Below are 26,990 nucleotides of genomic sequence, written 5' to 3' on the forward strand. Positions count from 1 at the left end.
GGCCGCTGCGCGGGTTGATCGACCTGCTCCGACACGCAATAAGCACCGCCATGAATCTCGACAATGATCTTCCCAATCACTTTGAGTTGCTCGCCACCGATGGCGCCGCGCGCACCGGGCGCCTGACCACACCTCACGGCGTGGTGCGGACGCCGGCCTTCATGCCGGTCGGCACCGCCGGTGCCATGAAGGGCATGCACTGGCGCGAGGTGCGCGATGCCGGTGCCGACATCGTGCTCGGCAACACCTATCACCTGATGCTGCGCCCGACCGCCGAGCGGATCGCGGCGCTCGGCGGCTTGCAGCTTTTCACCGGCTGGAACGGGCCGATGCTGACGGATTCCGGCGGCTTCCAGGTGATGTCGCTGTCGGACCTGCGCAAGGTCACCGAGAACGCCGTCACCTTCCGCTCGCATATCGACGGCGCCAAGGTCGAGCTGTCGCCGGAGCGCTCGATCGAGGTGCAGCGCTTGCTCGGCTCCGACATCGCCATGCAGATGGACGAGTGCGTGCGGCTGCCGGCCGAGCACGCCGACATCGAGCGCGCGATGCAATTGTCGCTGCGCTGGGCCGAGCGCTCGAAGCGCGCCTTCGAGAGCGCGCCCGACGGCTACATGCTGTTCGGCATCGTGCAGGGCGGCGACATCCCCCGGCTTCGTCACGCGAGTGCGCAAGGCCTGGTCGAGATCGGCTTCCATGGCTATGCGATCGGCGGCCTTGCCGTCGGCGAGCCGCAGGAGGTGATGCTGGCGATGATCGACGAGACCGCGCCGGTGCTGCCGAAAGAGCGCCCGCGCTATCTGATGGGCGTCGGCACGCCCGACGACATCCTCGAAGCCGTGAAGCGCGGCATCGACATGTTCGACTGCGTGATGCCGACGCGCAACGGCCGGCACGGCGTCGCCTTCACGCGCTTCGGCCAGGTGAATTTGCGCAATGCGCGCCACGCCGACGATCCGCGTCCGCTGGATGAGGAGAGCTCATGGCCGTCGACGCGCGACTGCGCGCGCGCCTATCTGCACCATCTCGTCAAGGCGGGCGAGACGCTAGGGGCGATGCTGCTGTCCGAAATCAATATCGCCTACTACCAGTTCCTGATGCAGGGCATCAGAGACGCGATCGCAGGCGGAACGTTTGAGGAGTTCTATCGGCGTACGCGCGAGGACTGGGCGAGGGGCGACATCGCCCCACGCTAGCTCAGTTGCACACGAAGCGTTGCTTCACGGCATGTTTGGTCACGAAGCCATAGCCGCAATTATCGCAGGTCCAGAGATAGCTGATCATGTGGTCCGAGACGTAGGCGGATGCTTCGGCGGCGACCATGGAGTCGGCGCAGACAGGACAGGTGGGCAACTCGCTGCAACGCGGATCGCGGTTCGGCGCGACGGTCGACAACACTTCAGCAACTGCTGACATCGCGGTGACCTCCCTGCTTTAAGACCTAAGTCTAACATAAGCAGAATCGGTTGACGAGGTCGCAACACAAATGCGTTGGTTTTCTGATCTTCGCCGCTCACGTGATTTTGCGATGCAGCGTATTTAACATGTGCCGCATTGCCGCTTGCGTGTCGCCGCAAGCTGTCTGTAACTGCGCAATGCCGCGATAGACGTGCAGATTGTCGCCACAGGGAGTTCATCATGGACGCATCGTCCAACACGGGTGCAGCGCACCAAGCCGGCCGCGGCCGGATCTATGACTCGATCGTCGAGGCCTTCGGCAATACGCCGATCGTGCGCTTGCGCCGGCTGCCCGGCATGCACGGCGTGAATGCGACGATTTTGGCAAAACTTGAATATTTCAATCCTGCCGCAAGCGTGAAGGACCGCATCGGCGCGGCCATGATCGTCGCCATGGAAAAGGCCGGCATCGTCAAGCCCGACACCGTGCTGATCGAGCCGACCTCCGGCAATACCGGTATTGCGCTCGCCTTCGTGGCGGCCTCGCGCGGCTACCGCCTCAAGCTGGTGATGCCGGAATCGATGTCGATCGAGCGGCGCAAGATGCTGGCTTTTCTCGGCGCCGAACTGGTGCTGACGCCGGCGGCGCAAGGCATGAAGGGCGCGATCGCCGCCGCCGAGGAGCTGTTGAAGACGACGCCGAACTCGGTGATGCCGCAGCAGTTCAAGAACCTCGCCAATCCCGAGGTGCACCGCCGCACCACCGCGGAAGAGATCTGGAACGACACCGCCGGCAACATCGACTTCTTCGTCGCCGGTGTCGGCACCGGCGGCACGATCACCGGCGTCGGCCAGGTGCTCAAGCCGCGCAAGGCCGGCTTGCGCGTGATCGCGGTCGAGCCGGAGGAGAGCCCGGTGCTGTCGGGCGGACAGCATACCCCGCACAAGATCCAGGGCATCGGCGCCGGCTTCGTCCCCGACATCCTCGACCGCGCCGTGATCGACGAGATCGTCAAGATCAACTCGACGACCGCCATCGAGACCGCGCGCGCGCTGGCGCGGCATGAGGGCATTCCCGGCGGCATCTCCTCGGGAGCTGCGATTGCGGCCGCGCTGCAGATCGGCAAGCGGCCGGACGCTGCGGGAAAAACCATCCTGGCGATCGTGCCGTCCTTCTCCGAGCGGTATCTTTCGACGGCTTTGTTTGAAGGAATCTAGGACATGGCGGAGCAACCACCGAGGCGGCCGCGCACACTGGGCGATGCCAGGACGGAAGCAGAGGCAGCGTTCAAGAAGGTGACGGCCAAGGTCGCCGTGCCGCCGCCTAAACCGACGGCTGTTCCCGGCATCAAGGAGCAGGTCACGCTGCGCATCGATCAGGACGTGCTGGAGTTCTTCCAGGAGGGCGGCCCCGGCTGGCAGGATCGCATCAACGAGGCGCTGCGAAAGGCCGCGGGGAAGTAACGAACGTCGTCATTGCCGGTTGGGACGACGATCCGTCCCGTGTCCCGGACAGCCGCAACGCACGCGCGTTGCGGCGCTGAGCCGGGACGCAGAGGCCGCGAACTCCTCTGCGACATGGGCCCCGGCTCAGCAGCGCAGCGCTGAAGGGCGCTGCACTGCGTCCGGGGCAGGAGGAGGGACTAGGCACCGCTCCCACACCGTCATGCTGCGACACCGTCGTAGCAAAGAAAAAGCCCGGCGTGAGCCGGGCTTTTGCATTCTGAGATCGTCGTCTCGCCTCAGCGGCGGAACATGCCGCCCATCATGCCGCCGACGACCCCGCCGACGAAGGCCGCACCGGCGGCATCGCCGGGATTGCTGCGTTGAGGGGCCGGCGCCGGCGCGCTGCTCTGGGCCGGGGCGCTGGCGGCGCGCCGGGCCGGCTTCTGGCTGGTGTCGCTCGCGGTCGCCGGGGCAGCCACGATCTCCGAGAGCAGAGCCTTGTGCTGAAGCTTGTTGAGGTAGCCTGATGAGGGATAGCCGCGCGCCGTCTGCCAGCGCTTGAGCACGGATCGCGTCTCGTCGTCGAATGCGCCGCTCTGCTTGGTGTCGAAGCCGAGCGCCGTCAGGCGACGCTGCACGTCGCGGCGTTTGGTCTTGTCGAGGCCGATCTGGTCCTCGGTGACCTGGGTGGCCTCGTCGGTGAAGGTTGCGGGATCGACGCCAGCGTTGAGGGTGCGGGTCGCGGTCGAGGGGCCGCTCTTGATGGCGGCGAGGCGTGCCAGCGCCAGCGCCTTGAACTGACCGTTCGGATAGGCGGTGAGATAGGCGTTGAGCTCTTCCGGCTTGTTGGACTCCTTCACCGAGCGCCAATATTCGAGCTCGACACCGTCCGAGCCGCCGGTCGCAGCGGGCACCATGCCCGAAGCGGTCGGGGCCGCGTTGGCGACCTGCGTGGTCGGGGCCTGATTGAGATAGACCGAGCCGGTCAGGTTGGTGTGGCCCCAGGGCAGCTGGCCCTTGCGGGTCTCTTCATTGACCTGGGCGCGCACCGACGTCATGGCCTGCTGGATCTCGACGCCGGGCTTGGTGATGTTGTCGATCAGCGCACGCGTGAACGGGCTGTTGTTGCCCTCCTGACCATCGAGCGCGGTCTGGCCGGGACCGGTGGCGAACGCGATGAGGGTGCCTTCACCGGATTTCATCTCGGCAAGACCGCTCTGCACGTTGACGCTGCGGGTCGCGGAGTTCGACTTGATCTTGGCGGCGAACGGATTGTCGCGGCAGGCATCGAGGAAGACGAGCTTGACCTTGGCATCGCCCATGGTCTGCTCGAGCGTCAGGTCGATGTTGATGGCAGCGCCCAGCTTGACGTCCATCTCCGACTTGATGTCGGCGTCGACGGGCAGCAGGTAGTTCGTGCCGCTGACGGCGATGCCGTGACCGGCATAGTAGAACAGCGCGATGTCGGAGCCCTGCGCCTTGCGGCCGAAATCGAGCAGCTTCTCCGTCATCTGGTCGCGGCTGAGATTGGAGCCTTCGATCACCTCGAAGCCGACATTGCGCAGCGTCGATGCCATCGCCTTGGCGTCGATCGGCGGGTTCGGCAATTGCGCGACGTTCTTGTAGGAGCCGTTGCCCACGACAAAGGCGACGCGGCGGTCAGCCTTCGCGGCACTGACCGACAGCGCCATGCACATCAGCGAGGCGAGGAGGGTGAGATAGCGCATTCTGAAATCCCCAGAATCGAATTGCAGGCAGCAACAAATTGGCAACGAACCTACACGAAGTGCCCGACCTCGCGCCACCAAAACGGCAGAACGTCCGTTTCAACCCGCTGCTGTGTGGCCGAATATGCACGGTGAAGGATCGCTCCAACGTGATCTAAATCACACGGCCACTTCGTTTTGTCGTGCGAGGCGGCGCGAGGTTCATCGGGCGGGGGCGGGAACCGGCGGCACCGGCTTCAAATTCAGGAGATTGCCGCACAGGATCAGCGCCGCGCCGAGCACGGTCCAGCCATCGAGCCGCTCGGAATAAAGCAGCCAGCCCGCGGTCGCGGTCAGCGGAACCCGCAGGAAGTCCATGGGCACCACGATCGTCGCATCCGCGTGGCGGAGCGCACTGGCGAGGCAATAATGGGAGAAGGTGCCGCAGACCCCGATGACGAACAGCCAGCCCCATAAACGAGGCGACGGCCAGATCCACACGGCGAGCGTCGGCAGCAAGCCCACGACGGCCTGCACCACGATCATCCAGAACAGGATCGACAATGCACTTTCGGTGCGGGTCAGCGACTTCGCCAAGATCATGGAAATGCTGAAGCCGATTGCAGCCGCGAGCGCGATCAATTGGCCCGGATTGATCTCGCTGGTGGCGGGCCGCACGATCATCACGACGCCGACGACGCCGAGCACGACAGCGGCGATCTTCCAGAGCGTCATGCGTTCGGACAGGAACGTCGCGGCCAGCACGGCGGTCCAGATCGGCATGGTGAATTCGATCGCGACGACCTGCCCGATTCCGATCAGCGTCAAGGCGTAGAACCAGCCGAGCTGGGCAAAATAATGCACCCCGTTGCGAGCGAGGTGCTGGGGCAGGCGCCTGGTCGCGACCGCCTTGAAGCCACCGGCGCGGGAGATGATGGGCAGGAGGAGCGCGAACCCGATCACCGAGCGCACTTCCATAATCTGGAAGACGCTCAACTCGCGCGTGGTCTCGCGCCCGGCAACCGCCATCACCAGCATCAGCGACAGCCAGCCGGCCATCCACAGTGCAGCCATCGTTTTGGACGGTGTCGCGCTCATTGGCGGTGATTGCGGGAGGATGGAATGTGAAAGGACGGCCGGTATCGGCGACATCGCCGCCGTTTGCAACGGCCAAATCTGCGGATGCAGCGATGCAGCGGGTCGTGCTAGGCATCATCGAACAACAACAAAATCGGGAGAGCTTCGCTCATGCAAATCTTGCAGCCGGCCGAATGGACGAAACCACGTGGCTTTTCCCATGGCGTCGCGGTCGAGGGGCCGGGGCGCTGGGTGGTCCTAGCCGGCCAGACCGGCGGCGACGAGACCGGCAATTATGCGCTCGACCTGGCGGCGCAGGTCGAAATGGCGCTGAAGCGGATCATCAAGCTGCTGGACGAGGCCGGCGCGGGTCCGGAGCACATCGTCCGCCTGACCTGGTACCTGACTAGCCGCAGCGAATATGAAGCAGCCGGGGCCGGCATTGGTGCAGCCTGGAAGGAAACGCTTGGACGCAATTTCCCGCCTTCGACACTGCTCTATATCGGCGGCCTCGTGGACGAGCGGGCCAAGGTCGAGATCGAGGTCACCGCGTTCGTGCCGGCCGCATAAAAAATCGATCCGGCGGGGTCGCCGGATCGATTGTCAGATCGACTGCTGGCTTACTTCGACAGCGAGATGTTCGCCCCGCGGAACTGGCTGTCGGCGCGTATCGCGACGTTCTGCTTGTTGCCGCTCGTCTTCAGCGAGATGTTGGCATTGAAGCCAGCGGTAGAGGCAACCAGCTCGTAATTGCCACCGGCGCCGCGCCCCTGGAGCGATCCAGAGATGTTGCGGCTGACTTCGGACCAGTTTCCGGTGATGGCGCCGCCCTCAGCCTTGAGGCTGGCCCCAAAGTTGAACTTGTAGGCGTCGCTGGCGCAGGTCAGGGTCAGCTCCATGGTGGGGCCGATCGGGGCGTACTTGGCCCGACAGCGGATCCGTTCGGTCGAGCCGTCGTCCAGGGCCACCGTCCCCGCGCCACTCCAGCTGCCCGCCAGTGGGGCGAACGGGCTCGACTGGGCCTTGCTTTCAGTGCCGGCGATCCCTGCCGCAAACAAAACGGCGGCCGCGATCAGCAGCCGCCGGCTCCGGGCGCGAGTCTCGATTGGTTTATTGGCGCGATGCTTCCCATCGCCCGCTGCACGGTATGCCTGCAGATGCTCCATTCCACTTCCCCGATCCGGCGTTGCCGTTGAGTTGACCGTTGGCATATGCACCATTGATCGAAACTTTCACAAGACCCCCGCTGCCGATGGTCCCGGAAACGTTAGCGCCGGGCGCAGTGATCTTGCCGTCGGCAACCGTCAGCATGGAACTCGCGGTGGGTTCGCAGGAGCCGCTCTTGGTCACGATCGTGACCTGCCAGTTGCCGTCATAAGGCGTCTGGGCAAAGGCGGAAGCGGCGAGGGTGCCGGTGAAAACTGAAGCGGCACAGAACACCGCAATGCGAGCAAAACGCATAAATCCGTCCTTGAATGTGTCTGATATGCTGTCGCTTATCTGGACCAAATGTGACGGAAATTTGTTGCGATGCCAAATCGAAAATTGTTCCTGTGGGAACAATAGTTTATTTGCGTTTTCGGCTGCGATTTTCCAAGCGGAATCAATGCGGCTTCACGTTAAGGGTAAACGTCAGGAGCGAACTCTTGGACAGGCTTCACGAAAGGCTTGGCGCGGAGGTCGCGAACTGCTCGTCCTGAGTCTTGGCGGGAAGCGCCTTGTGCACCTTGGCGTAGTCGATCACATCGGCCAGGAGCTTGAGGCCGAGGGGGGCCAGCGCGCGCTCCCAGAGCTCTCGCGCCGTCTCGCCTTTCTTGACGAAGCACCAGTCCTGGGCGGCGATGGCGCCGGCGTCCATGCGGTCGGCGAGGTGATAGATCGTGCCGCCGGCGATCGGATCGCCTTCCTTGATGGTCCATTCCACGGCGGCCTTGCCGCGATGACGGGGCAGCAGCGAGGGGTGATAGCCGATCCCGCCAAACCTGGCGGCGGCGAGCGCGTCCTTGCCGATCCGGGCGTGGCTGTGCGCCGTGATGATCAGATCGGTATCGGGGGCAATCTCGGAGGCTACCACCAGCTTCGGGTTGGCCTGCACCACGACCTCGATGCCGGCCGCCTTGGCGGCCGCGGCGAGGCGATCCTCGGCGTCGGCCACCACGACCCGGACGATCGAAACGCCGTGCTCCCGGAGCATGTTCAGGGTGGTCACGCCGAAATGGCGGGAGCCGACGAGGGTAATGCGCATGGGTATCCGATCCGATCTCGCAACTGCGTCATCCCCGATAACACGTCCGGACGTCCTGTCACCACCCGCGCAGCGTTTGCGTGGGTTATCAACAATACGCCGAGGGCGCGGGCTGCGATCGACGCCATGATTGCGCAGCCAGCCGTTCCGGTGCCGCCATGGCGGGCGCAGATCGCCGCGCACTTGCTTCCGCGTCACTGACGAGCGTTGCCGCGCGGCCACGGCGGGACGGCAAGCGTCCGATAATCGGTTCCTGTGTTTCGTTTTTAACAGAGGGACGCTGGGTGGGCTGATAAGAGTGCGTGGACCGGGGCTGGCGACATTTCAACCCGTATCCGTTTTTAAACCCGGCTTGGGCCGCTGGCGCGATCGTCAGCGGCCCTTTCAATGCCGCGTATTGAGAAAATCACGGAATGGTAACGCGATCTCAACCAGCCCGGCGTATCGACTAATCCGTCGCGGATTTGTATTGCGTACCGCGACACCGAAAATGTCCCGCCGGCGCGGGTGCGCCGCGTGGGCCTTTTCGCCGGGACAAATCTCATGCCGCGCGCAATTGAGCAGATTGTCGACAGCTATGTGCGGCTGAAGAACCGCCGTGGGCTCGACGAGCTGATGATGCACAGGCAGCGGCTCGCGGTCGAGCTGAAGAGCAGGTCCGGCTATGATTTCAGCCTGCCGATCGGCCAGATCGACGAGGAGATCGCGATCATCGAGGCGGGCCTCAGCCGGCTCAAGGCAGATAATTCCACGACGAACTAAAGCGCGATGCGATTAGGATGAATCGTCATCGCGCTTTAGGTTGTTGTTTAAGCATGATCTTTTCGGAAAACCGCTGCGCACTTTTCCGGATCATGCTTTAGCGGGGTCTGCGAGGCAAGGCTACGGGACGCCGCCGCGCCCGCTGCCCGCACCGCTACGATGACAATTACTCGCAGGGACAATGCTATCGAAGCGGCACTCGCGCGCCCGGCATGCAGCAGCGCCAGCTGATCGCCGGGCCGACGCGCTTGTCGGTCAATCGCGACGGCCGCCGTCGATCACCGTGAACAAGGGCCGCGCCGGGGTCGGCTCGACCAGCAATTCCTCCACCAGCGCGGTTGCCGCGTCGACATATTTGCGTGTCGGCTTGTCGAGAGGGCGCCTGGCCTCGTCGTCGAGCGCGACCTTTGCGGCTTCGACCAGCTTGCGCATGCGCGCCGCATGGTCGTCGCCCGCCGTCAGCGTCGCGCGCGCCAGCGAGCGCAGCACGAACAGCTCGCCCTCGAGGCGGAGCAGGCGGTCGTTGAGCCTGGTCAGGACGGCGTTGAGGTCGGCCATGATTTTGCTGGTTCGGCGCGAAGGATCCGTTCTGATCTAGCGGCGATCGGTGAACGGAGTCCAAATGGCGCCGCTGCAATTCGGCCGATCCTCCCGCCCGTCGCGGGCGACCGTGCGGCGCAATCAAAGATGCCCGCGTGGTGGGCCGCCTACCATTCCACGTCCGCCCAGCGCCTTCCGAACACGGGTGGCCGCGTCTTCACGGCTTGCCAGCCGAAGAAATGATGCTTGCCTGACCAGGCGTGCACCACGCCGCTGCAGATGCTGCATTTGAAGTGGCCGGCGTGGGCTTCGCTGTGTTCCTCCCTGGTCGCGGTGTAGTTCATGCCGCAACCCGCACAGGTGAATTCTTCGATCGTCCAGATGCTGTTGGCCATTGCAAGGAATGCTTTTTGGTGACCCCGATCCACGGTAGCCGCGGGCGTTTGCAGCGGCGTAAACCGGCGCGCGGGAATCCGGTTAACGGGCGTTAGCCAAGGCCGGGCGGTGTCGGGGGCGGCCGCGGTCGCGGGCCCTGGCGGAATGGCCCGATGTGTTCCCAATCACGGGGCCGGCCGGTTCCAGTCGCCTTGACGCCGGATGCGTTGCTGGCAATAACGGCTGGGCCGCGCAAGCACCGGAAGTTTGCGTTCATGCCGCAAGGAAAGCAGTGCCCGTGAAAAGTCTCCGTCAGCTCCTGACCGGAGAGGACGTCATCCAGCTCGTGATCCGGCTCGGCCTGCTCGGCCTGCTGATCATCTGGACCTTCCTGATCATCCGCCCGTTCGTGCCGATCCTGGCCTGGAGCGGCGTGCTCGCGGTTGCGTTCTATCCGGCCTTCAGCTGGGTCGCCAAAGCCCTCGGTGGCCGGCCCAAGACCGCAGCAGCGATCCTGACCATGATCACGCTCGGCATCGTCATCGGCCCGGCGACCTGGCTCGGCATCAGCGCGGTGGACGGCGTGCGCGAGCTGGCACAGCAGCTCGGCACCGGCGATCTGGCGCTTCAGGCTGCGCCCGAGCAGATCAAATCATGGCCGCTGGTCGGCCCCTGGCTCTACGAGCTCTGGGACCAGGCCTACACCAACGTCCGCGCGCTGGTGCGCGAGGTGGCGCCGTATCTCCAGCCGCTGGCGGGCCCGCTGCTGTCGCTTGCCGGCGATGCCGGCGTCGGCACGCTCCAGTTCCTGGTCTCAGTGTTCGTGGCCGGCTTCCTGTTTCCGCATGGGCCGCGGCTGGTCGCGGCCGGCCGCGGCTTCCTGTTTCGCATCGTACCGGAGCAGACCGAGCATTTCCTGTCGCTCGCGGGTGCGACCATCCGCGCCGTGGCACAGGGCGTGATCGGTGTGGCGATCGTGCAGGCGCTGCTCGCCGGCATCGGCTTCAAGCTCGCCGCCGTGCCGAGCGCCGGCCTTCTGGCCTTCATCGTGCTGCTGCTCTCGATCGTGCAGATCGGCGCGTTCCTCGTGCTGCTGCCGGTGATCATCTGGATCTGGACCGCCAAGGACGTCACCACGGCGCTGCTGCTCACCGTGTTTCTCGTCCTCGTCGGCTTCATCGACACCATGTTGAAGCCGCTCGTCATGGGGCGTGGCCTGACCACGCCGACCATCGTGATCTTTGTCGGCGTGATCGGCGGCACGCTCGCCCACGGCATCGTCGGCCTGTTCATCGGACCGATCATCCTGTCGGTGGCCTGGGAGATGATGATGGCCTGGATCAGGACCGAGGACCGGGCAGGGGCGGGCAAGGACTGATCTCGCCGCCAACGGCGCCGTGCCGCGCCGGGACGACGCATGCCCGCGAACTTGTCTGTTCCCCTAGACAAGTTACGATCGAAAACGATTCTGTTTCAACCACGGCAGCAATGGCGAAGTCTTCCAAGCTGGTTGCCGCAAGGCGCGGCAAGGTATTGTTGGTCAGACGCCGGTCGGACGGCCTGTGGATGTTTCCGGGCGGCCGCAAGCGTGCACGCGAGTCCGCCAAGGATTGCCTGCGGCGGGAGATCAGGGAGGAGCTGCCCAAGCTGAAGCTTGGCAGGATCAGTCTCTGGAAAGAAGTGAAAGCCAAGAACAAGCGCTCTGGCCGCAAGATGAGCGACGCGATCTTCATTGCCAAGAGGGCCAAAGGCAGGCTGGCGATTGGCGACAAGAAGGAGATCGACCGCGCCGCCTGGCAGAAGCCGCGCGGCATCCGTCTGACAGCGACCTCGCGCTACATCCGCGACCGCCTGTTTCCGAGGAAGCAGAAGCGAAAGTGAGCTAGTCCTCGCGTCCCGCCGATTGCGTCCGTCCGGCGAACGATCTCGGCTGCGCCGCGCGCGGCCCCGGAGCGGCCAGCCTGGCTGCACCGGCTTCCCGCATCTCCTTGCGGGCTTTGCGCGCATTGCGCATCGCGCGCTTGATGAAGGGATGCTGGGAATCCTCGGCGAAGAACAGCACCACTTCGCAAGTCGGGCATTGCCTGGAATAGCCGTCCTGCAACCGCCCGGCGCGATCGCGAAACACGCTCTTGCAGCGCGTGCACTGAATCTGGACCGAACTCATGTGCGGACAACAATGACTTTGAAAAATGGATATTCCAGCTGATCCCAAATGTCTGAAGAAAGCTTGAACGGCATCGCGGCTGGATGTCGTAGAACGCGCGGCCCTTCGGCCGGCCGCGGCCGGCCGCTATTGCCCGGCTGCCATCGTGTCCAGGCATTGGGTAAGAAAAGCGGTGCGATCCCTGGGCAGCACCTTCTCGAGATCCGCCTTCAGCGCGCATTCGCGCTGGCGCAGCTGCTCGGCCCGGCGCTTCTCGGCTGCCTCGCGATATTCCGGAGCAACCTTGCTCGGATCGACCAGCGGCTGCGAGCGGGCGGGTGCCGTCGCAAGCAGCGCGATGGCGATGAAAAGGATTGGTTTCAAATGAGCCTCCGTAAAAGGCGGCATCCTAGCGCGCGGCGCGTGCGCGCTCAAACGCGGTATCCCGCTCCGGCATGATTGAACGGGTCGAACGTTCAGGCCATCCCGGCGAATCTTTCGGGCGGCGGCGATGGAACGACTTGGCGTGGCAGGCGTCGAATCCTGGCTCGCGGTCCAACCCCAAGCCCCCCAAAAGCTCCGGGCCGTGAGAAAACCTTCCCCATAAAGGTTGGCGACCTCAGGGCCTCCGCGCTGAGGTCGTTTGTTTGCCGCAAGATGTGAACCAGTTCACAAACGGGCGCTGAAATCGCTGCTATGAAAAGGTCATTGCTTGACCAATTTATTTGAACGAAACGCCCCAGCGTGGCTCCAAGCGCTGGGGTTTTTCGTTTCTCTCCGTGCGCGGAATGGTTACAATCGCGCCAAGCGTCGCATCGACAGACGCAGCTCCCGCGCCGCGCCAGTTCCGTTCCACCGGTCGATCAGCAAGCCCTTGTGTCGGGATCGTTGTGCCGTGCCGAACGTTGCTCCCAGGCGTGCGTTCACGGGGCAAATCTCATATGCATGGCGCGAAGTCGCCGAATCGGAATGAGGGCGGCTGGCGTTCAGTTGACGACGGTTTACGACCAGAAACGGATTCAAGTGAGGCTTACCAAGAAGGCGCGGGTGGCCAAGAGGTCCCCGAAGAAGACGTTGCCGAGCAGGACGTCGACAAGCAAGGCTTTGCCAAACAGGACGTCGCCAAGGACGAGCAAGGCGGTGCAGCGCGCCACGATCTCGTCGTCGTCGCCGCTCGGGGTGCTGGCTCTTCACCTGCTTGCCCAATGGAAGCAGTCCGGACCCGGCGGCATCGTTTTTCTCGCCGAGAACGAGAACAGGGCGGAGCGGCTGGGCAGCGTCATTCACGCGCTCGACCCCGCTTGCGAGGTCCTGGTGTTTCCGCGCCTGAACACCTTGCCGTTCGATCAGCTCGAGCCGTCGCACGAGCTCGCAGGGCGTAGAGCCTCCGTGCTGAGGCGCCTCGCAAAATCCAAGAAGCCGCTGTTTCTCGTCTCGACGGCGGAAGCGGTGATGGAGCGCCTGCCGCCGCCGGCGAGCCTGGCGCGCCTCAGCCTGAGCTTGAAGGTCGGCGGCCCGTTCTCCGAGCGCGAGCTGGAGACGCGTCTCGAAGCCCTCGGATACGATCTCGACGACGAGCCGGATTATCCGGGCGGGGCGCTATTCCACGGCCAGACCTTCGAGATCTTTCCCGCGGGCGCGCTGGGGCCGTTCCGGATCGAGCATTCGGATCGTGCGATCAAGCGGATCGTGGCGTTCGATCCGAACGAGCACAGGATCATCTTCGAGACCAGGGAGCTTCTCGTCGATCCCATGTCGGAGCGGCTTGGCCTTGCCGGCAAAGGCGGCAGGCGCGCGAGCCTGTTCGATTATTGCGGGCGCGCCAAATGGATCGCAGACGCAGGGGTCCCGGCGCACGCCGACGGCTGGCTCGATACGATCGAGGAGGCCGCGCCGCGCGCCGAGCGCGAGCGCGAATATCTCGGACGGCGCGATTGGAAGCAGCTCTCGAGGGGCATGAAGGTGCTGCCGCGCGCGGCGTCCTTCCAGACCATCCCGGAGTTTTCGAAGCTGACATCCGCCAGGAAGGCGCTGCGTGCTTTCGTCGAGGAGACGCGGCGGGCGGGTTCGCGCCTGATTCTCGCCGCGGCGCAGGAGGACGACTTGCGCGTGATGGAGCGCATGAGCGGCCTCAAGGCGCCGCGCTGCGAGGACTGGGACGAGGCGGCGAGCGCGCGGAGCGGCGAGGCGGCGCTGCTGGCCGATCTCGATGCGGGCTTTGTCGTGCCGGGCAGAAAGCCTCTCGTCGTCGTGACGGCCTCCGACGTGCTCGGCAGCCGGGCGCATCATGCGCAGCCGATGGCGCGGGCCTGGAGCACGGCGTTCGACCATGCCGACGTGCCCGAGCAGGGCACGGTGGTGATCCATCTCCAGCGCGGCCTCGGCGTGCTCGACGGCCTGCAGACCGTCAACACCGGCGGTGGCGGCTTGCGGGAGATGATCCGCCTGAAGTTCGCCGGCGACAATGCGGTGCTGGTGCCGCCGTCCGATCTTGCCTTGATGTGGCCTTACGCGGCCGAGCTCGGCAAGCTCTCGCTCGACAAGGCGGACGGCAGCACATGGTGGGCCCGCCGCACCGAAGCGGAGCGCGAGATCCAGGCCGCCGGCAGGGCGCTCGCCAAGCACATCAGCCAGCGCCGCCGGCGGCGCGGCGAAAAGCTGGTGCCGCCGGGATCGGCCTACGAGAAGTTCGTCGCGCGCTTCCCTTACTTCACGACGATCGACCAGGCCACGGCGATCCACGACGTGCTGGACGACCTCGCCTCCGGTCATCCCATGGACCGCGTGATCTGCGGCGACGTCGGCTTCGGCAAGACCGAGGTGGCGCTGCGGGCGGCGGCGGCCGTGGTGCTCTCGGGCAAGCAGGTGGCGGTCGCGGTGCCGACGACGGTGCTGGCGCGCCAGCACGTCGCGACCTTCCAGAAGCGTTTTGCCCCGTTCGGCATCGAGGTCGGCAACCTGTCGCGGGCGACCTCGGGCGCGGAGCTGCGCGAAACGAGAGAGGGACTGCGCAGCGGCCGGATCAAGGTCGTGATCGGCACGCAGGCACTCACCGGCAAGGACGTCAGGTTCGACGATCTCGGCCTCGTCATCATCGACGAGGAGCAGCATTTTGGCGCGGCCGAGAAGGCCAAGCTCGCCGGCCTCGCCAAGAACGTCCACGTGCTGATGATGAGCGCGACGCCGATCCCGCGCACGCTCGCCGCCGGTCTTGCCGGCTTCCGCGACCTCAGCGTGATCGCCTCGCCTCCGGTGCACCGGCTGCCGGTCGCGACCCGGATCGCGCCGCTGTCGGATGCCGCGATCGCCTCGGCGCTCTTGCGCGAGCAGCGCCGCCACGGCCAGAGCTTCCTGATCTGTCCGCGCATCCAGGATCTCGATCCGATGCTGGCGCGGGTGCAGGCGGTGGCGCCGGACCTGCGCATCGTCTGCCTGCACGGCCGCTTGGCCGCGGACGAGATCGACGACCGCATGATGAGCTTTGTCGAGGGCAGGGCCGACGTCCTGCTCGCGACCAACATCGTCGAGAGCGGGCTCGACATTCCCCGTGCCAACACCATCGTGGTCTGCTGGCCGGAGAAGTTCGGCCTCGCCCAGCTGCATCAGCTGCGCGGGCGCGTCGGCCGCAGCGGTATCCGTGCCTTCGCTCACCTGTTGACCGAGACGCAATCCGGACAATCCGAGAAGCGCCTGGCCGTGCTCGAGGAGTTCAGCCGGCCCGGCGCCGGCTTTGCCATCAGCGAGCACGACCTCGACCTCAGAGGCGCGGGCGACCTGTTTTCCGAGCAGCAATCCGGCCACGTCCAGGTGTTCGGGCCGGTGCTCTACAGTCACCTCCTCAAGATGGCTTCGGAGAAGCTCGACGAGGGGCAGGCGGTGTGGGTGCCGGACCTGAACCTGCCGCTCGGTGAAATGCTGCCCGAGAGCTACGTGCAGTCCGAGCCGGTCCGGCTCGAGCTCTATGCCCGCGCCGCACGTTGCACGGATGAGGACGACCTCGAAGACCTCGAGGAGGAAACCGCCCGCCGCTTCGGACCCTTACCGAAGGTCGCGCGCGACTTCTTCGCCGCGGCGAGGCTCAGGATCGAATGCAAGCGCAGAGGCATCGTCCGCCTCGACGTCGGCCCGGAAGCTGCGGCCGCGACGTTCCTGCCCGGACGCCTGCGGAAGTCGCGGGGCAAGTCGCTGCAACGCGACGGCGACCGCGTGGTCTATCACGCCAAGATGCAGGACACGCCGTTCGAGCGGGTGGAGGAGCTGTTCGAGCTGCTGGACGAGGGCTGAGGCGGCCTTCAAAAACGCGAAAACAACCCCATGCACAGTAGCTAAGTGCTGCTGGCACAAGGTTTTTTGAATCCGGCGAAAAGCCAGCCGCAACCACCTGAGCGCACGCCTCGTCCTTCGAGACGCCCGCTTGCGCAGGCTCCTCAGGATGAGGCTAAGCAGCATCGGCGCTCGTCGAAACGATCGCGGCGCACCCGGTCCTCATCCTGAGGGCCCGCCAACGGCGGGCGTCTCGAAGGATGGCCACAGGCGAAATCGCTCCCAGCGACTGCCCCCGTACTCGAACGGAGGCGCCGGGCCCGTCGGCCGCCTCCGCCGCTAACGTGGAATTAATCCGAAATGCTCACAATTTTAGGCAGTTGTGTAAGGGTGCTGCGTACACGGACTCGTCGCGAGGACGTTCCATGGGCGGCTTCCTGTTGCTCGCTCATTGGGGTCCATGCACGTGACCACGACATTCGAAACGGCAAGCTTTGCCGAAGAGCTCGACGCCGCAGCCCTTGCAGCCGCCGCGGCAGGGCACGAACCCGAAATGCCCGAAGCTTCGGAGCCGGCGAAGCGGCCCCGCCGGAAATCGATCCTGGCGCTTTCGGTGTGTGCCCTGGCCATCAACGGCGCGGCGGCCATCTACACGTCGCCGGCCGATTTTTCGTCGCTGAACCTCGGCAGCCTCGCCGAACTGCTTCCGCGCCAGGAAGCGTCCGCGCCAAAGCCGGATCCGATCGTCGCGGCCCTGAAGGACATTCAGGCAGCCCAGCAGCAACACACCGCCTTGCTCCAGCAGAACAATCAGGCAGCGGATCAGAACTCGGTTCTGCTACAGCAGGATTCAATGCTGCTGCTGTCGCTGCGACAGAGCATCACGGACGAACGGGTCGATGTGAAGAAGATCTCGTCGCAGCTGTCGACGCTGATCGCGAAGATCGACTCGCTCCAGAGCACGGTGATGTCGGACGTCACCTCGTCCGTCCGAAGAGCGCATGCGCGCTATGGACTGCCCGCCGCGATGCGCAAGCGGATGGTGCGGGAGACGAAGCCCTTGCCCGTGGGGCCGGTGGGGCCGGTGTCGGTTGGCGGCGCGCCGCTGAGCGTGCCGGCTGCGGCGCCGGAGAGCTGACGTCACGTCAAGCCGATCAGCTACGACGACGGCCGCGCTGGTCTGCGCGCGCCGGTTTCGCGCCGACCGTCACTTCAAGGCGTGATCGATCTTGTGTCCCAAATGACCGGTGTCGTGATCACGGCGCAGCTGGCTCAGCGACGTCTCGTTGAGCTGGGCCAGGACCTCGCTGAGCTGCGTCGCATCGGGATACCCGGCCGCAAAGCTCTTGCCGTAGATCTTGCGCAACGTGCCGACCAGCGTGTTGCCGTGCTTCTTGCTGATCCCGCCATCCTTGTCGCGGTGGCGGCCATCCAGGCCCGGTTCCTTCATGCGTCTCTCCCGTGCGGCGTCTGAAGCGCCTGGAGAGAGCCTGCGCCCAAACCGGTGGACTGGCAATGGCACCGCGCGTCCCGGGTTCGCGCATCAGCCCCGCGCACGCCGTCCTGCGCTGGAGCTACCGCGCGCGAACGCGATCCCGCCAATTCCGGCTTCAAGCCAGCGGGATGGTGTCCACCCGCAGGCAGGGACGGCACTGGTACGCATGCACTGCGGGTAGCGTGAAGATGGCCGGCAGCGTGGCCAAAAACGCCATCGGTCGTTTGCACTTCGAACAGATCAGAACGGGCGGGCTATCTTTCGCTGCGCAGATCATCGCCAAATTGTCCACGGGGAGAGGGGACAATAGGCGTCCGCAGCCCGAAGTTCATCTCGGGGCGACTACTGGACTCTATCGGAATCTGGCGCGCTCACTTGCGACGAAGGGGCGCTTTGCATTCGCGTCGACGCAATCGGCGCCGCATGAACGGCGAGTCCTGCTGCCCGCGTCCGACATTGACGGCTGTGGTGGTGAGAACGGCGGTCTCGCGACGCGGTTCGTAAAGCCGTCCCTGCGGAATGACGTGACACGCACCCGAACGGCCGTCCACGTTTGGCTCCGGCCTGATCCGGCGTACTCTCAGGGTGGTTCGTCGCAGGAACGTGCCTCCAAGAGAAGCGCTAAAGCATGATCCGGAAAAGTGCGCAGCGGTTTTCCGAAAAGATCATGCTTAAACGACAACCTAAAGCGCGATGATGATTCACCCTAGTCGCATCGCGCTTTAGGCCGCTTGCTCCTCGAAAGAGGTGTAAATGCGGCCGTTGGGATCAACGACCTGAACGTCCCAGCAGCCGTCCTCGACCAGCTCCCGGGCCTTCTTAAGGGCGGCGGCAAGTGAAGGCCGCTTGAGACTGACCACGCCCGCCGTGTCGAAGCCGTTGATTTCAAACATGCCGCTCCTCCGGTTTTGGGAAGCGTACGCGTTTTGAGAGGGTTGTCAGCGGGTTTTTGGGGCGGGCGGGCGAAGGACAATCTCGCCGGAAGGCACCAGCTTCCCGACGTGCGGTCGCCAAGGGCGCGCCATTGCGGGGAAGGAGCCGTTGCGCTCGCGTCGACAAAATCGGCGCCGCACGAACGGCGCGTAGGATGGATCGAGTCTTGCGAAACCCATAGCTGGCAATTCGGTCGGTCGCTCCGCGGCTTTTGTGGATGGCTCCGATAATCGATCGCGGATCGAGGGCGAGAGGTCGAGGTGCTCGTCGACGATCATTGGTGCTCCGCGCCAGAACGATAGAATTCGACGACGCGGTGCTTCATTGATACCCGGACATCAAAGCCTGCGGACAACCACGCCTTCGCTTGTGGGCTTCTGCCATTTAGTGTGCTCCACCAGCTCGTGAATCTATAGGCCGACCTCGGCAGAGGCTTTCCCAATATCGATTCAACCTCAGCAAAGGTTAGCCGAAGTCTTGGACAGTTCTCCGTTAGCAATCTCTCGCGGAGGGGGCTGTAAATCGAGATTGGCATTGGCGAGCGTCAGGGAGGAGTAATATTGACCAAGATGTCACTGCACCTTTTGACCGAGATCTCTCAAGAGCGCGTGGAGAAAGTCGCTGGCATGGTCATAATGTACGCTGTCATTCGCGATTTGACGGGCGCGCGGCTCCAGTATGCGACCAACGGTTTCAGAGCCGAGCAGCTCAGCTCCTTGCGACCATTGCTCCAGCAATCTATCGGGAATGTCTTCAGCCGATCCAAACAGCTTCAATAAGCGATGTTCGTCATCGTGCTTGTGGTCGTGATGTGCTTTCGCTGCATAAAAAGCGAACAACCCACGAAAGGCATCACGGGAAACGGCAGGCTTTGCCATCGCAATATCCCCCCATAAAATCGGACGGTATAATTCTCGAAATCTGGATCGTCGGCAAAACAAAAGCTAGGGAAAATTTAATCGCGGCTCTGAAGATTTAATCACGGCCCTGAAAAGGAAGGTCAATAGAACTGACGTTAACGCCCTCGGACCTCAGAGGATGTGCTGCAGGACGGTTTCGAGATCTGTATCGGCTTCGTCCGTCTCGCGCCAAGCGCAGCCGGCACGCGCGCCAAATGAGGAACGCATACGCTTACTCCGATATTGCGCTTGGCAGAGAGACGGCCCCGGCTGCAGGGGGGCTTTTGGGGTAGGCCGGGGCCGCTCCGCCAGCTCGGCGGCGAGCCGGCAGCGATTCAAGCATCAGGACGCCCAGGTGTTCCTTGGAAAACCCGCGGGCAGGATGCCTCTCACTGGGTTCGCCTTGCAATTGTGCCAACCTCGTGGCGTAATGCTGAGATTGCCGGGATCGTTTTGTACTCTTGTTATTGTTATTTTGTGAGGTCGTGATGAGTATTTCTGGTCGGACTTCCCATCTTGCTGTCGCCTTGCACCAACGTATCGCATTTCTAGAAAGTCGGATTGCAGAATTGGACGTCTTGCGAACTCGATTAATGCAAGCAGAGTTGCGCCGCCGACGCTCAAGGTCGCGTGGGAAGTCTGTGGAATCGAGCAGAGTAGATAACCTTCCGCACTCAACCGACCACTAGTTGCCAGCTCCCCCCTTATAGCCCCAAGCTATAGACGATTCGTGAGTCGGGGGGATTCATGGAACGAAGGCCGTTTGAAAGCATGTCGATTGAAGAGCTGTGGCAACTCCACAGTGTCGTCAATGACATTCTTGCCACGAGGCTCGTGGCCAAGAAGGAAGAACTGGAGAGGCGGCTTGCGTTTCTCAACCGCGAAGACAAGACCCCTCGCGGCCAGCATTGAGTGAGAGGTGGTGGCTCAGTAGGCCGCCCGTGCCGGCCGGCGCGTTGGTGGGGTTGGTCGCATCGCTGCCACCGTGCACGCTGGCGGCACCCTTACGCTGGCAACGTTGCGTGCCGCGCCGATCGTGCGGAACGTCGCGGCATAAGCCGCAGGATCTGTCTTGAGGCAGCGCGAGCGGTCTGGCTGGCCTGGATGACTAAGTTTCGCTCAGGTGTATGATTCCCAGGGGCGGAGCTTGATTCGTTATGCTGGAAAGCATCTTGGTCTTGCTGGGAATTGGAAACGCGGCAGTCCTGTTCATCGCCCTGTGGGGCGCACATAACCGCCCGCGCCTCCGTTAGCTAGCTCGCTCGTCCAGAAGATTTAGGGTGGTCCGCTCTGTTCACGCTGGCGGGCCCGCCGGTTATGTCCCCCTTGGGCAGGCTCGAAAAGTCGACCAATTAACCATTAAAAAACAAAATGGAATTAAATAAATTAAATGGTGGACAAGATTTAAATTTGGACTAGAGTGCGAATGCTTGGCGCCGGACGCACGCGTCAAGGACCTCCTGGAAGCGGCCCCATCATCCTGCCCCCCTGCTTACGCCGTCCAAAGGATGTAGGGGCCGCTTCTGGCAAATTGGGAGGCGAATCATGCAGTTCCTGTCCTTAGGTGATGTGTTTTTCATCTCCGCAGCAACGGGTACGCTCCTACTGGTTGAGCTCGGAGTTTTGATCATTGTGGGCGTGATCTGAGGCGGACGTTCTCCGGTCAATTTCAATTTCAGCGCTCCCCGGGCCAGCCTTCTTCATGCTTATGATCGCAAGCCGTGGCTCGCCCCGATCGAAGTCAGGCCGGCCGTCGGCGCCGCGGGCTTGTGACCAATGGTCTAGCTGGCGGATCCATCTGACTGGGCACACCAGCTTCAATCCAGAGCGCGGCGATCGGTGGCGGCTATTGATCAATAGTCGTCGCGGTAATAGCGGTGTCGCCACCGTGGGCGGTACTCCTCCCTGTAGTATCGGCGCGGCTCATAGTAGGCGCGGGGTTGGCGCGCGGCTTGATACTCCGGCGGAATGACGCCGTTCGGATAACATCTTCCGTAGATATCGGTATCAAACCCGTAGCTGCACGGCCCTTCGCGGACCTGAACCAGGTTGGGCGTTTCGGTCTGGGTGACCGCGGGTGTCCCGAGCTGGAGCGCAAGGACTGCAGCAGCTGCTGCACTGGACAAGGGCATGTTCAATTCCTCCGGTGGTGTAGAGCTAAACGCTGCAGAGACGCGCGCGGTTTCCAGGGAAAGAGAATGGATTTTTCGCCCAAGCCGTCGCGGCATTCATCGTCTATTCATCGCGGCGCGCGGGGAAGGGGTCGGTGATGTCGACGTCTTTCCCGTCAGACAACGCCACGCGGGCGCTTGCGCAACGACCAGCAACATCTTGGCCAGAACGACGCGAGTGTGGGAGTTTGACTCACGGCAGTCAGGCCAAGCGCAACGCTGGCCCCATCTTCGGCGCTTGCGGACAGAAGCGGATATCAACCTGCCGACAACCCGTGATGAATCCGTCTAAATGGCCCAATGCTGACATTCGCCGGGAGATGTTGATATAAGGCGATACCCCCGGATACGAGGACGTCAGGCTTTGCCAAATCGTCGCCAGATATTGTCAGGAGGCAACAGCCATGGGTTCGCCAATCCTGCCGGCTCGGGGGCAGCAACAGCCCACGTTTCCTTCTGACAAATTCGCCACCGAGGTAATCAGACGGCTCGATCAAGCAGTCGCCGAGCGACGTGTGTGATGACGATGGGAATGGATTGGGATGAGAGCAGCTTACCTTATGCCGATCCCCGCAACAGCGAAACCGGCCTGGTGCGCACTGGAATTATTGCGGCGGAGCGACCGCGTTGCTCGCCCGGCTGATCGCCAAGGGATCAGGCAAGTCACTGCACGACTTCGCACGCGAGGCATTGTTCGATCCGCTCGGCCTGGGTCCGACGCAATGGGCCGCCGGGCCCGATGGTGAGCCATTCGCTGCCTCAGGCGCCCGGATGTCGGTTCGTGACCTCTCTCGGATCGGGACGCTGATGCTCTCGGGTGGGCAGCTCAACGGCCAGCAAATCGTTCCTTCGGAGTGGATCACTCGTTGCACGACGCCGGTTGTCAGTTCCGACGAGCTTCGCCGGTACGGCTATCAATGGTTTCTCCTTGACGTGGCTTCGGCAAGCCGAAGGGATGGGCGGCCGGGCGCCTGGAGCGGATGTGGATGGCGCAGGGGGAAGGCGGCCAACGCTTGTTCATCATTCCTGCGTTGCAGCTCGTCATTGCCTTGACGGCTGGAAACTACGGGATGGAAGATCAGTGGATTCCGCCGACGCGCGTGCTGCGGGAAATCGTTTTGGCGAGTGTGCCTTAGCCTTTTTCACCAGGACAACTCATCAGTTTAGACCTTGGCTCCCATCATCAGCCGCTCCCGCAGACGCTGAAACGTCACGTAAAGCATCGGCACCAGGAAGAGTCCGATCGAGCTCGCCGCGAGCATGCCTGCAAACACGGCTGTACCGACTGCCCTGCGGCTGAGCTCCGCAGCGCCGGTCGCGATCACGAGCGGCACGAGACCAAAAATGAAGGCAACGGAGGTCATCATGACCGCGCGGAAGCGCATATGCGCGCCCTGGATCGCAGCGTCCTCGAGCGCCACGCCTGCCTCGCGTTGCTCCTTGGCGAATTCAACGATCAGAATCCCGTTCTTGGCGGCGAGCGCAATCAGCACCACCAGCCCGATCTGGCCGTAGAGGTCGAGATTGAGGCCGGCGAGCTTGATGCCGACATAGGAGCCGAGCACGCCGACGACAACGGACAGCAACACTGGGATCGGGATCATCGTGCTTTCATAGAGCGCCACCAGGAACAAATAGGCAAACAGCACCGCAAGCATCAGAACGATACCGGTCTGGCCGGCGGCCTGTTGTTCCTGATAGGCGGTGCCAGTCCATGCGAAACTGTACCCCGCAGGCAGTACGCTATTCGACACATCGGCCATTGCGGCCATCGCAGTGCCTGACGAAACTCCGGGCGCCGGGCTGCCGTTCACCGTCACCGAGCGGTAGTTGTTGTAGCGGGTGATCACCTGAGGGCCGGTCACGATCCTGATCCCGGCCAGTGATCTGATCGGCACCATCTGTTCGGTGGCGCTGCGCAGATAGATGCGCCAGATATCCGAGATGTCGCTGCGATCGAACGCCTCGCCCTGGACGTTGACCTGCCAGGTGCGGCCAAACCGGTTGAAGTTGTTGACGTAGATGCCGCCAAGCGTCGCCTGCAGGGCGGTGAAGATGTCGTTGATCCCCACGCCGAGCGCCTGCGCCTTGCCGCGGTCGATGTCGAGATGGATCGACGGATTAGTCGCAGTGAAGGTGGAAAAGACGCGCGCCAAACGTGGATCGGCATTGGCGGCGCCGATCAGCGCGTTTGTGACGCTCGAGATCTCGGCCGGGCTCTGTCCTTCCAATGCCTGAAGCTGGTATTCGAACCCGCCGCCGGTGGAGAGACCGATGATCGGTGGCAGGTTGAACGGCAGCACATTGGCCTGTCGGACCTGCGCGCCGGCGGCAAAGGTCTGCCGGATCAGTGCTTGCGCGGAATCCGCTGCCGCCTTGCGGTCGGCAAATGGCTTTAGGCGGGTGACGACGAGGGCGCTGTTCGATTCCGATGCGCCGTCAAGCAGGGAGAAACCGATGATGGCAAGAACGTGGTCAACGGCCGGCATCTGCTTCAGGACGTCTTCGACCTGCCGGGTGACCTCGCTGGTTCGCGCCACCGACGCGCCGTCCGGCAGTTGGACCGACGTGAAGAAGGCGCCCTGATCTTCCTCGGGCAGGAAACCCGTCGGCGTGATCAGCGATATGCCGAAGATGCCGGCGGCAAAGAGCAGGACGAGCAGAACGGAGAGGCCGGCCATGCGCACGAGGCGTCGGACGCCGCTGCCGTAACGGTCACGAATCCAGTCGATGGAGCCGAGGACGCGGCCCATGATGCCGCGCCTTGGCCCGGTGTGGCGCAGGAACAGCGCGCACAGGGCGGGCGACAGTGTCAGCGCGTTCAACGCAGAAATCATCATCGCGGCGCTGATCGTCACCGCGAACTGGCGGAAAAGCGTTCCGGAAACGCCTGGAATGAATGCGACGGGTACGAAGACCGACAGCAGCACCAGGGTAATCGCGATGATCGGCGCGGTGATCTGGGTCATGGCCTTCTTGCTGGCTTCGGTCGGCGAAAGGTCCGGTTCCTCCTGCATGACTCGCTCGACGTTCTCGACGACGACGATGGCATCGTCCACGACAATGCCGATGGCGAGCACCATCGCGAGCAGGGACACTGTATTTGCTGAATAGCCCAGCACCAGCAGGACTGCGAAAGTGCCGATCAGGCTCACTGGTACCGCGATCGCCGGGATCACCGTCGCCCGGAGATTGCCGAGGAAGAGGTACACCACGATCACGACCAGCACGAAGGCCTCGCCCAGCGTCTTCAATACCTCCGCGATGGTGTCGCGCACGAAACTCGTGGAATCGTATTGCACGAGGTAGCTCAGTCCGGTCGGGAAGTGCTGCGACAGCCGCTGCATCGTCGCCGCCACGGCTTGTGCGGTGGTCATCGCATTGGCTCCCGGCGCCAGATAGATCGCGACCGGGACGGCTGCGCGTCCGTCGATCCGCGCTTCGCTGTCGAGGTTTTGCGCGCCCATCTCGACACGGGCAACGTCCTTCACCAGCACGGATGAGCCGTCCGGGTTGGCGCGCAGCACGATAGCGGCAAATTGATCGACGGTTGCGAGCCTGCCCAGGGTCTGCACGTTGAACTGGAATTGCTGGTCGTCACTGATCGGGCGCGCGCCGATGCGGCCGACCGGCGCCTGGACGCTTTGCGTGCGAATTGCGGCAATCACGTCCGACGGCGTGAGGTTGAGGCTGGTGAGCCGCTGCGTGTCAAACCAGATCCGCATCGAGTAGTTCATCTTGGCGAACAGATTGGCCTGGCCGACCCCCGGGGTGCTCGCAATCGCATCGAGCACGTTGATGATGGCGTAGTTCGTGATGAAGAGCGGATCCTGCTCGCCATTAGCGCTGTAGAGCACGAGGAATTGCAGGATCGACGAGGACCGCTTGCGCACCGTCACCCCCTGCTGCTGCACTTCGGTCGGCAATTGCGACAGCGCGCTCTGCACGCGGTTGTTGACATTGACGGTGTTGATGTCGGGGTTAGTGCCGAGCGCGAACGAAACCGTCAGTGTGTAGCTTCCGTCGCTGGCGCTGGTCGATTTCATGTAGAGCGCGCGGTCGACGCCGATGATTTGTGCCTCCAGCGGTTGGGCGACGCTGCTCTCGACAACTTCGGCGGATGCGCCCGGGAAAGTGCCTGAGACCGTGACTTGTGGCGGCACGATGTCCGGAAATTGCGCCACCGGGATCTGCATCAGCGCGAGCGCGCCGGCGATGGTGATGATGAAGGCGATCACCATTGCGAGCCGCGGACGATCGATGAAGACCGCAGATATCATGGCTTGTCGTCCGTGCCGGCCTTACCGGGGGTGCTGGGAGCTGCCTGCGGAGCCGTACCATCCGCAGCCTTCATGCTCGACAGGATCAGGGGACTTGCCGGCCCCGGCAAAACGACCTGGCCGGGGCGAACCCGCTGCAGGCCCTCGACAATGACGCTGTCGCCGGCCGCGAGCCCGGCGATGACCGCCGCGATGGTCGGGGTCGATTGCCCGAGCTGGATGCGGCGCTGCTCGGCCTTGTTGTCGGCGCCGACGGCAAGAACATAATGGCCCTGCTGATCGGAGAGCACGGCGGAGCGCGGGATCGCTAGCACCTCGATCGGTTGGACGCCCTCCAGCACGACGGTAACGAACTCACCGTCGGTCAACTCGTGAACTGTGACGCCGGCCGCCGAGGACGCCCGCAGGATAGGATTGCCGATCTCGCCGCGCACGGTGATCGTGTCGGTGTTTTGGGCGATGGTGTTGTCGACGAAATTCAGTGTGCCGGACTGGCCGTACATGCGGCCGTCGGTTAGTCGCAGCCTGATGACGACGGCCTCCAGGCCTCCTTGCGGCGCGTATCGTTCCCGCAGTTCCAATCCCTGGCGCAGCGGCACGGGGAAGGTGACGTACATCGGGTCCTGGCTGACGATGGTGGTCAGCACGCCCGAGCTTGGGCCGACAACGTTGCCTTCGGTCAATGCCGTGCGTCCGATCTTACCGGCGATCGGGGCGCGGATCGTCGTGTAGTCAAGATTGATCCGGGAGGCCTGAACCTGGGCTTGTGCGGCCTGGACCTGGGCTTCGAGGCTGAGCTGGTTCGCAATGGCGGCGTCGTAGGTGGACTGCTGCCCGGCAGGGCCTCCGAGCAGAGTCCGCGCGCGTTCCGTCGTCTGTTTGGCATTATCGAGTGTGGCCTGAAGTTGAGCCACCTGCGCCTGTTTCCATGCCAGATCCGCTTCGAACGGACCACGCTCGAGCCGGTAGAGCTCATCGCCTTTGCTGATCTCGGCGCCTTCCTCGAAGAGGCGCCGTTCCAGAAATGCAGTGACGCGCGCAACGACATTGACCCGATTGATCGCTTCGATCCGCCCGAGAAACTCACTCCTCTCGGTGATCGGTCGCCTTGTCGCTTCCACGACGCCGACCGCGGGTGGGCCAGGGCCGGCGGGTTGGGTCCGGGCCCACCCGCTGGCGATGATCGTCAGGAGAATTGCCGCCAGCAGCCTCATCGAAACGCCAGCAAGGTTCATGGTCCGCTCCTTGCAACCA

29 protein-coding genes and 1 pseudogene are annotated in these 26,990 nt (G+C 63.6%); 12 read left to right on the plus strand and 18 right to left on the minus strand.

Annotated elements, in window-relative coordinates:
• Positions 1–50: 50 nt before the first annotated feature.
• Positions 51–1,196, plus strand: a complete 1,146-nt coding sequence (gene tgt, locus E4K64_RS30095; protein ID WP_135166715.1) for a tRNA guanosine(34) transglycosylase Tgt — start codon at positions 51–53, stop codon at positions 1,194–1,196.
• Between the two features lies 1 nt (position 1,197).
• Here the strand turns inward: tgt and E4K64_RS30100 are convergent, their stop codons facing one another.
• On the minus strand, positions 1,198–1,416 hold the full coding sequence (locus E4K64_RS30100) for a hypothetical protein (protein WP_135166716.1): 219 nt from the start codon (positions 1,414–1,416) through the stop codon (positions 1,198–1,200).
• A 222-nt stretch (positions 1,417–1,638) separates the two neighbouring features.
• Here E4K64_RS30100 and cysK point away from each other — a divergent pair, with 222 nt between their 5' ends.
• Together cysK and E4K64_RS30110 are read left to right on the plus strand one after the other, a co-directional pair.
• Positions 1,639–2,616, plus strand: a complete 978-nt coding sequence (cysK, locus tag E4K64_RS30105) for a cysteine synthase A (RefSeq protein ID WP_135166717.1) — start codon at positions 1,639–1,641, stop codon at positions 2,614–2,616.
• Between the two features lie 3 nt (positions 2,617–2,619).
• A complete protein-coding gene (locus E4K64_RS30110; protein WP_135166718.1) occupies positions 2,620–2,862 on the plus strand; it encodes a BrnA antitoxin family protein in 243 nt (80 codons plus the stop codon).
• Between the two features lie 278 nt (positions 2,863–3,140).
• On the opposite strand, the gene E4K64_RS30115 is transcribed toward E4K64_RS30110, so the two are convergent.
• Both E4K64_RS30115 and E4K64_RS30120 read right to left on the minus strand, forming a co-directional pair.
• The gene (locus E4K64_RS30115; protein ID WP_135166719.1) at positions 3,141–4,571 is read right to left on the minus strand and encodes a caspase family protein; all 1,431 of its coding nucleotides are present in this window, start codon (positions 4,569–4,571) and stop codon (positions 3,141–3,143) included.
• A 201-nt stretch (positions 4,572–4,772) separates the two neighbouring features.
• Positions 4,773–5,648 (minus strand): DMT family transporter, encoded by an 876-nt coding sequence (locus tag E4K64_RS30120; RefSeq protein WP_135166720.1) that lies wholly within the window; start codon positions 5,646–5,648, stop codon positions 4,773–4,775.
• A 150-nt stretch (positions 5,649–5,798) separates the two neighbouring features.
• On the opposite strand from E4K64_RS30120, the gene E4K64_RS30125 reads away from it, so the two are divergent.
• Positions 5,799–6,197, plus strand: coding sequence for a RidA family protein (locus E4K64_RS30125; protein WP_135166721.1), 399 nt, complete (start codon positions 5,799–5,801; stop codon positions 6,195–6,197).
• A gap of 50 nt (positions 6,198–6,247) precedes the next feature.
• On the opposite strand, the gene E4K64_RS30130 is transcribed toward E4K64_RS30125, so the two are convergent.
• The 3 genes from E4K64_RS30130 to E4K64_RS30140 form a co-directional block, all read right to left on the minus strand.
• A complete protein-coding gene (locus E4K64_RS30130) occupies positions 6,248–6,793 on the minus strand; it encodes a hypothetical protein (protein ID WP_167772336.1) in 546 nt (181 codons plus the stop codon).
• Entirely contained in the window at positions 6,738–7,088 is a 351-nt protein-coding gene (locus E4K64_RS30135; protein WP_100174819.1) for a hypothetical protein, read from the minus strand. The genes E4K64_RS30130 and E4K64_RS30135 overlap by 56 nt, the downstream gene beginning before the upstream one ends.
• Before the next feature lie 196 nt (positions 7,089–7,284).
• Positions 7,285–7,872: a formyltransferase family protein gene (locus E4K64_RS30140; RefSeq protein WP_135166723.1), complete on the minus strand. Its 588-nt coding sequence runs from the start codon at positions 7,870–7,872 to the stop codon at positions 7,285–7,287.
• A 543-nt stretch (positions 7,873–8,415) separates the two neighbouring features.
• On the opposite strand from E4K64_RS30140, the gene E4K64_RS30145 reads away from it, so the two are divergent.
• Complete coding sequence (locus tag E4K64_RS30145; protein ID WP_135166724.1) at positions 8,416–8,634, plus strand: hypothetical protein; 219 nt, start codon at positions 8,416–8,418, stop codon at positions 8,632–8,634.
• Between the two features lie 255 nt (positions 8,635–8,889).
• On the opposite strand, the gene E4K64_RS30150 is transcribed toward E4K64_RS30145, so the two are convergent.
• Together E4K64_RS30150 and E4K64_RS30155 are read right to left on the minus strand one after the other, a co-directional pair.
• On the minus strand, positions 8,890–9,192 hold the full coding sequence (locus tag E4K64_RS30150; protein WP_028136298.1) for a hypothetical protein: 303 nt from the start codon (positions 9,190–9,192) through the stop codon (positions 8,890–8,892).
• Positions 9,193–9,341: 149 nt separating this feature from the next.
• Positions 9,342–9,569, minus strand: coding sequence for a hypothetical protein (locus E4K64_RS30155; RefSeq protein WP_126257550.1), 228 nt, complete (start codon positions 9,567–9,569; stop codon positions 9,342–9,344).
• Between the two features lie 272 nt (positions 9,570–9,841).
• Between E4K64_RS30155 and E4K64_RS30160 the strand changes: the two genes are divergently transcribed.
• On the plus strand, positions 9,842–10,927 hold the full coding sequence (locus tag E4K64_RS30160) for an AI-2E family transporter (protein ID WP_135166725.1): 1,086 nt from the start codon (positions 9,842–9,844) through the stop codon (positions 10,925–10,927).
• A 110-nt stretch (positions 10,928–11,037) separates the two neighbouring features.
• Complete coding sequence (locus E4K64_RS30165; protein WP_167772337.1) at positions 11,038–11,430, plus strand: NUDIX hydrolase; 393 nt, start codon at positions 11,038–11,040, stop codon at positions 11,428–11,430.
• Position 11,431: 1 nt separating this feature from the next.
• Here E4K64_RS30165 and E4K64_RS30170 read toward each other — a convergent pair whose 3' ends face one another.
• Together E4K64_RS30170 and E4K64_RS30175 are read right to left on the minus strand one after the other, a co-directional pair.
• Entirely contained in the window at positions 11,432–11,716 is a 285-nt protein-coding gene (locus E4K64_RS30170; RefSeq protein ID WP_135166726.1) for a hypothetical protein, read from the minus strand.
• Between the two features lie 126 nt (positions 11,717–11,842).
• Positions 11,843–12,079, minus strand: coding sequence for a hypothetical protein (locus E4K64_RS30175; protein ID WP_135166727.1), 237 nt, complete (start codon positions 12,077–12,079; stop codon positions 11,843–11,845).
• A gap of 795 nt (positions 12,080–12,874) precedes the next feature.
• Here E4K64_RS30175 and E4K64_RS30180 point away from each other — a divergent pair.
• Together E4K64_RS30180 and E4K64_RS30185 are read left to right on the plus strand one after the other, a co-directional pair.
• Positions 12,875–15,979, plus strand: a complete 3,105-nt coding sequence (locus E4K64_RS30180; RefSeq protein ID WP_167772345.1) for a DEAD/DEAH box helicase — start codon at positions 12,875–12,877, stop codon at positions 15,977–15,979.
• Between the two features lie 439 nt (positions 15,980–16,418).
• Entirely contained in the window at positions 16,419–17,096 is a 678-nt protein-coding gene (locus E4K64_RS30185; protein WP_167772338.1) for a hypothetical protein, read from the plus strand.
• 69 nt (positions 17,097–17,165) lie between these two features.
• Here the strand turns inward: E4K64_RS30185 and E4K64_RS30190 are convergent, their stop codons facing one another.
• The 5 genes from E4K64_RS30190 to E4K64_RS30200 all read right to left on the minus strand — a co-directional run bounded on the left by E4K64_RS30190 (position 17,166) and on the right by E4K64_RS30200 (position 19,264).
• Positions 17,166–17,408 carry a hypothetical protein gene (locus E4K64_RS30190; protein ID WP_126257557.1) on the minus strand — a complete coding sequence of 81 codons (243 nt, stop codon included), beginning with the start codon at positions 17,406–17,408 and terminating at the stop codon, positions 17,166–17,168.
• A gap of 767 nt (positions 17,409–18,175) precedes the next feature.
• On the minus strand, positions 18,176–18,346 hold the full coding sequence (locus E4K64_RS40620) for a hypothetical protein (protein WP_167772339.1): 171 nt from the start codon (positions 18,344–18,346) through the stop codon (positions 18,176–18,178).
• Between the two features lie 45 nt (positions 18,347–18,391).
• The gene (locus E4K64_RS30195; RefSeq protein ID WP_135166730.1) at positions 18,392–18,664 is read right to left on the minus strand and encodes a hypothetical protein; all 273 of its coding nucleotides are present in this window, start codon (positions 18,662–18,664) and stop codon (positions 18,392–18,394) included.
• Positions 18,661–18,921 (minus strand): DUF7662 domain-containing protein, encoded by a 261-nt coding sequence (locus E4K64_RS41940; RefSeq protein ID WP_430642540.1) that lies wholly within the window; start codon positions 18,919–18,921, stop codon positions 18,661–18,663. Before E4K64_RS41940 ends, E4K64_RS30195 begins: the two co-directional genes overlap by 4 nt.
• 37 nt (positions 18,922–18,958) lie before the next feature.
• Positions 18,959–19,264, minus strand: a complete 306-nt coding sequence (locus E4K64_RS30200; protein ID WP_135166731.1) for a hypothetical protein — start codon at positions 19,262–19,264, stop codon at positions 18,959–18,961.
• A 768-nt stretch (positions 19,265–20,032) separates the two neighbouring features.
• Here E4K64_RS30200 and E4K64_RS40625 point away from each other — a divergent pair.
• Positions 20,033–20,197 (plus strand): hypothetical protein, encoded by a 165-nt coding sequence (locus tag E4K64_RS40625; protein ID WP_164718587.1) that lies wholly within the window; start codon positions 20,033–20,035, stop codon positions 20,195–20,197.
• 941 nt (positions 20,198–21,138) lie between these two features.
• Here the strand turns inward: E4K64_RS40625 and E4K64_RS30205 are convergent.
• On the minus strand, positions 21,139–21,417 hold the full coding sequence (locus tag E4K64_RS30205) for a hypothetical protein (RefSeq protein WP_135166732.1): 279 nt from the start codon (positions 21,415–21,417) through the stop codon (positions 21,139–21,141).
• A gap of 663 nt (positions 21,418–22,080) precedes the next feature.
• Between E4K64_RS30205 and E4K64_RS30210 the strand changes: the two are divergent.
• Both E4K64_RS30210 and E4K64_RS41275 read left to right on the plus strand, forming a co-directional pair.
• Positions 22,081–22,509 (plus strand): annotated as a pseudogene (locus E4K64_RS30210) (serine hydrolase domain-containing protein); the annotation flags it as partial.
• The gene (locus E4K64_RS41275) at positions 22,443–22,592 is read left to right on the plus strand and encodes a hypothetical protein (protein WP_235884816.1); all 150 of its coding nucleotides are present in this window, start codon (positions 22,443–22,445) and stop codon (positions 22,590–22,592) included. The pseudogene E4K64_RS30210 and the gene E4K64_RS41275, both read left to right, overlap by 67 nt.
• 27 nt (positions 22,593–22,619) lie before the next feature.
• Here E4K64_RS41275 and E4K64_RS30215 read toward each other — a convergent pair whose 3' ends face one another.
• Positions 22,620–25,736 carry an efflux RND transporter permease subunit gene (locus E4K64_RS30215; RefSeq protein WP_135166733.1) on the minus strand — a complete coding sequence of 1,039 codons (3,117 nt, stop codon included), beginning with the start codon at positions 25,734–25,736 and terminating at the stop codon, positions 22,620–22,622.
• Positions 25,733–26,971 (minus strand): efflux RND transporter periplasmic adaptor subunit, encoded by a 1,239-nt coding sequence (locus tag E4K64_RS30220; RefSeq protein ID WP_135166734.1) that lies wholly within the window; start codon positions 26,969–26,971, stop codon positions 25,733–25,735. The genes E4K64_RS30215 and E4K64_RS30220 overlap by 4 nt, the downstream gene beginning before the upstream one ends.
• Between the last annotated feature and the right edge of the window lie 19 nt (positions 26,972–26,990).

This window comes from Bradyrhizobium frederickii (assembly GCF_004570865.1).
Lineage (GTDB): Bacteria > Pseudomonadota > Alphaproteobacteria > Rhizobiales > Xanthobacteraceae > Bradyrhizobium > Bradyrhizobium frederickii.

Bases quoted from the DNA above. Each gene is read 5' to 3' on its own strand.
- tgt (WP_135166715.1), top strand. From the start codon at position 51: ATGAATCTCGACAATGATCTTCCCAATCACTTTGAGTTGCTCGCCACC.
- E4K64_RS30100 (WP_135166716.1), bottom strand. From the start codon at position 1,416: ATGTCAGCAGTTGCTGAAGTGTTGTCGACCGTCGCGCCGAACCGCGAT.
- cysK (WP_135166717.1), top strand. From the start codon at position 1,639: ATGGACGCATCGTCCAACACGGGTGCAGCGCACCAAGCCGGCCGCGGC.
- E4K64_RS30110 (WP_135166718.1), top strand. From the start codon at position 2,620: ATGGCGGAGCAACCACCGAGGCGGCCGCGCACACTGGGCGATGCCAGG.
- E4K64_RS30115 (WP_135166719.1), bottom strand. From the start codon at position 4,571: ATGCGCTATCTCACCCTCCTCGCCTCGCTGATGTGCATGGCGCTGTCG.
- E4K64_RS30120 (WP_135166720.1), bottom strand. From the start codon at position 5,648: ATGAGCGCGACACCGTCCAAAACGATGGCTGCACTGTGGATGGCCGGC.
- E4K64_RS30125 (WP_135166721.1), top strand. From the start codon at position 5,799: ATGCAAATCTTGCAGCCGGCCGAATGGACGAAACCACGTGGCTTTTCC.
- E4K64_RS30130 (WP_167772336.1), bottom strand. From the start codon at position 6,793: ATGGAGCATCTGCAGGCATACCGTGCAGCGGGCGATGGGAAGCATCGC.
- E4K64_RS30135 (WP_100174819.1), bottom strand. From the start codon at position 7,088: ATGCGTTTTGCTCGCATTGCGGTGTTCTGTGCCGCTTCAGTTTTCACC.
- E4K64_RS30140 (WP_135166723.1), bottom strand. From the start codon at position 7,872: ATGCGCATTACCCTCGTCGGCTCCCGCCATTTCGGCGTGACCACCCTG.
- E4K64_RS30145 (WP_135166724.1), top strand. From the start codon at position 8,416: ATGCCGCGCGCAATTGAGCAGATTGTCGACAGCTATGTGCGGCTGAAG.
- E4K64_RS30150 (WP_028136298.1), bottom strand. From the start codon at position 9,192: ATGGCCGACCTCAACGCCGTCCTGACCAGGCTCAACGACCGCCTGCTC.
- E4K64_RS30155 (WP_126257550.1), bottom strand. From the start codon at position 9,569: ATGGCCAACAGCATCTGGACGATCGAAGAATTCACCTGTGCGGGTTGC.
- E4K64_RS30165 (WP_167772337.1), top strand. From the start codon at position 11,038: ATGGCGAAGTCTTCCAAGCTGGTTGCCGCAAGGCGCGGCAAGGTATTG.
- E4K64_RS30170 (WP_135166726.1), bottom strand. From the start codon at position 11,716: ATGAGTTCGGTCCAGATTCAGTGCACGCGCTGCAAGAGCGTGTTTCGC.
- E4K64_RS30185 (WP_167772338.1), top strand. From the start codon at position 16,419: ATGCACGTGACCACGACATTCGAAACGGCAAGCTTTGCCGAAGAGCTC.
- E4K64_RS30190 (WP_126257557.1), bottom strand. From the start codon at position 17,408: ATGAAGGAACCGGGCCTGGATGGCCGCCACCGCGACAAGGATGGCGGG.
- E4K64_RS40620 (WP_167772339.1), bottom strand. From the start codon at position 18,346: ATGTTTGAAATCAACGGCTTCGACACGGCGGGCGTGGTCAGTCTCAAG.
- E4K64_RS30195 (WP_135166730.1), bottom strand. From the start codon at position 18,664: ATGATCGTCGACGAGCACCTCGACCTCTCGCCCTCGATCCGCGATCGA.
- E4K64_RS41940 (WP_430642540.1), bottom strand. From the start codon at position 18,921: ATGCCAATCTCGATTTACAGCCCCCTCCGCGAGAGATTGCTAACGGAG.
- E4K64_RS30200 (WP_135166731.1), bottom strand. From the start codon at position 19,264: ATGGCAAAGCCTGCCGTTTCCCGTGATGCCTTTCGTGGGTTGTTCGCT.
- E4K64_RS40625 (WP_164718587.1), top strand. From the start codon at position 20,033: ATGGAACGAAGGCCGTTTGAAAGCATGTCGATTGAAGAGCTGTGGCAA.
- E4K64_RS30205 (WP_135166732.1), bottom strand. From the start codon at position 21,417: ATGCCCTTGTCCAGTGCAGCAGCTGCTGCAGTCCTTGCGCTCCAGCTC.
- E4K64_RS41275 (WP_235884816.1), top strand. From the start codon at position 22,443: ATGGCGCAGGGGGAAGGCGGCCAACGCTTGTTCATCATTCCTGCGTTG.
- E4K64_RS30215 (WP_135166733.1), bottom strand. From the start codon at position 25,736: ATGATATCTGCGGTCTTCATCGATCGTCCGCGGCTCGCAATGGTGATC.
- E4K64_RS30220 (WP_135166734.1), bottom strand. From the start codon at position 26,971: ATGAACCTTGCTGGCGTTTCGATGAGGCTGCTGGCGGCAATTCTCCTG.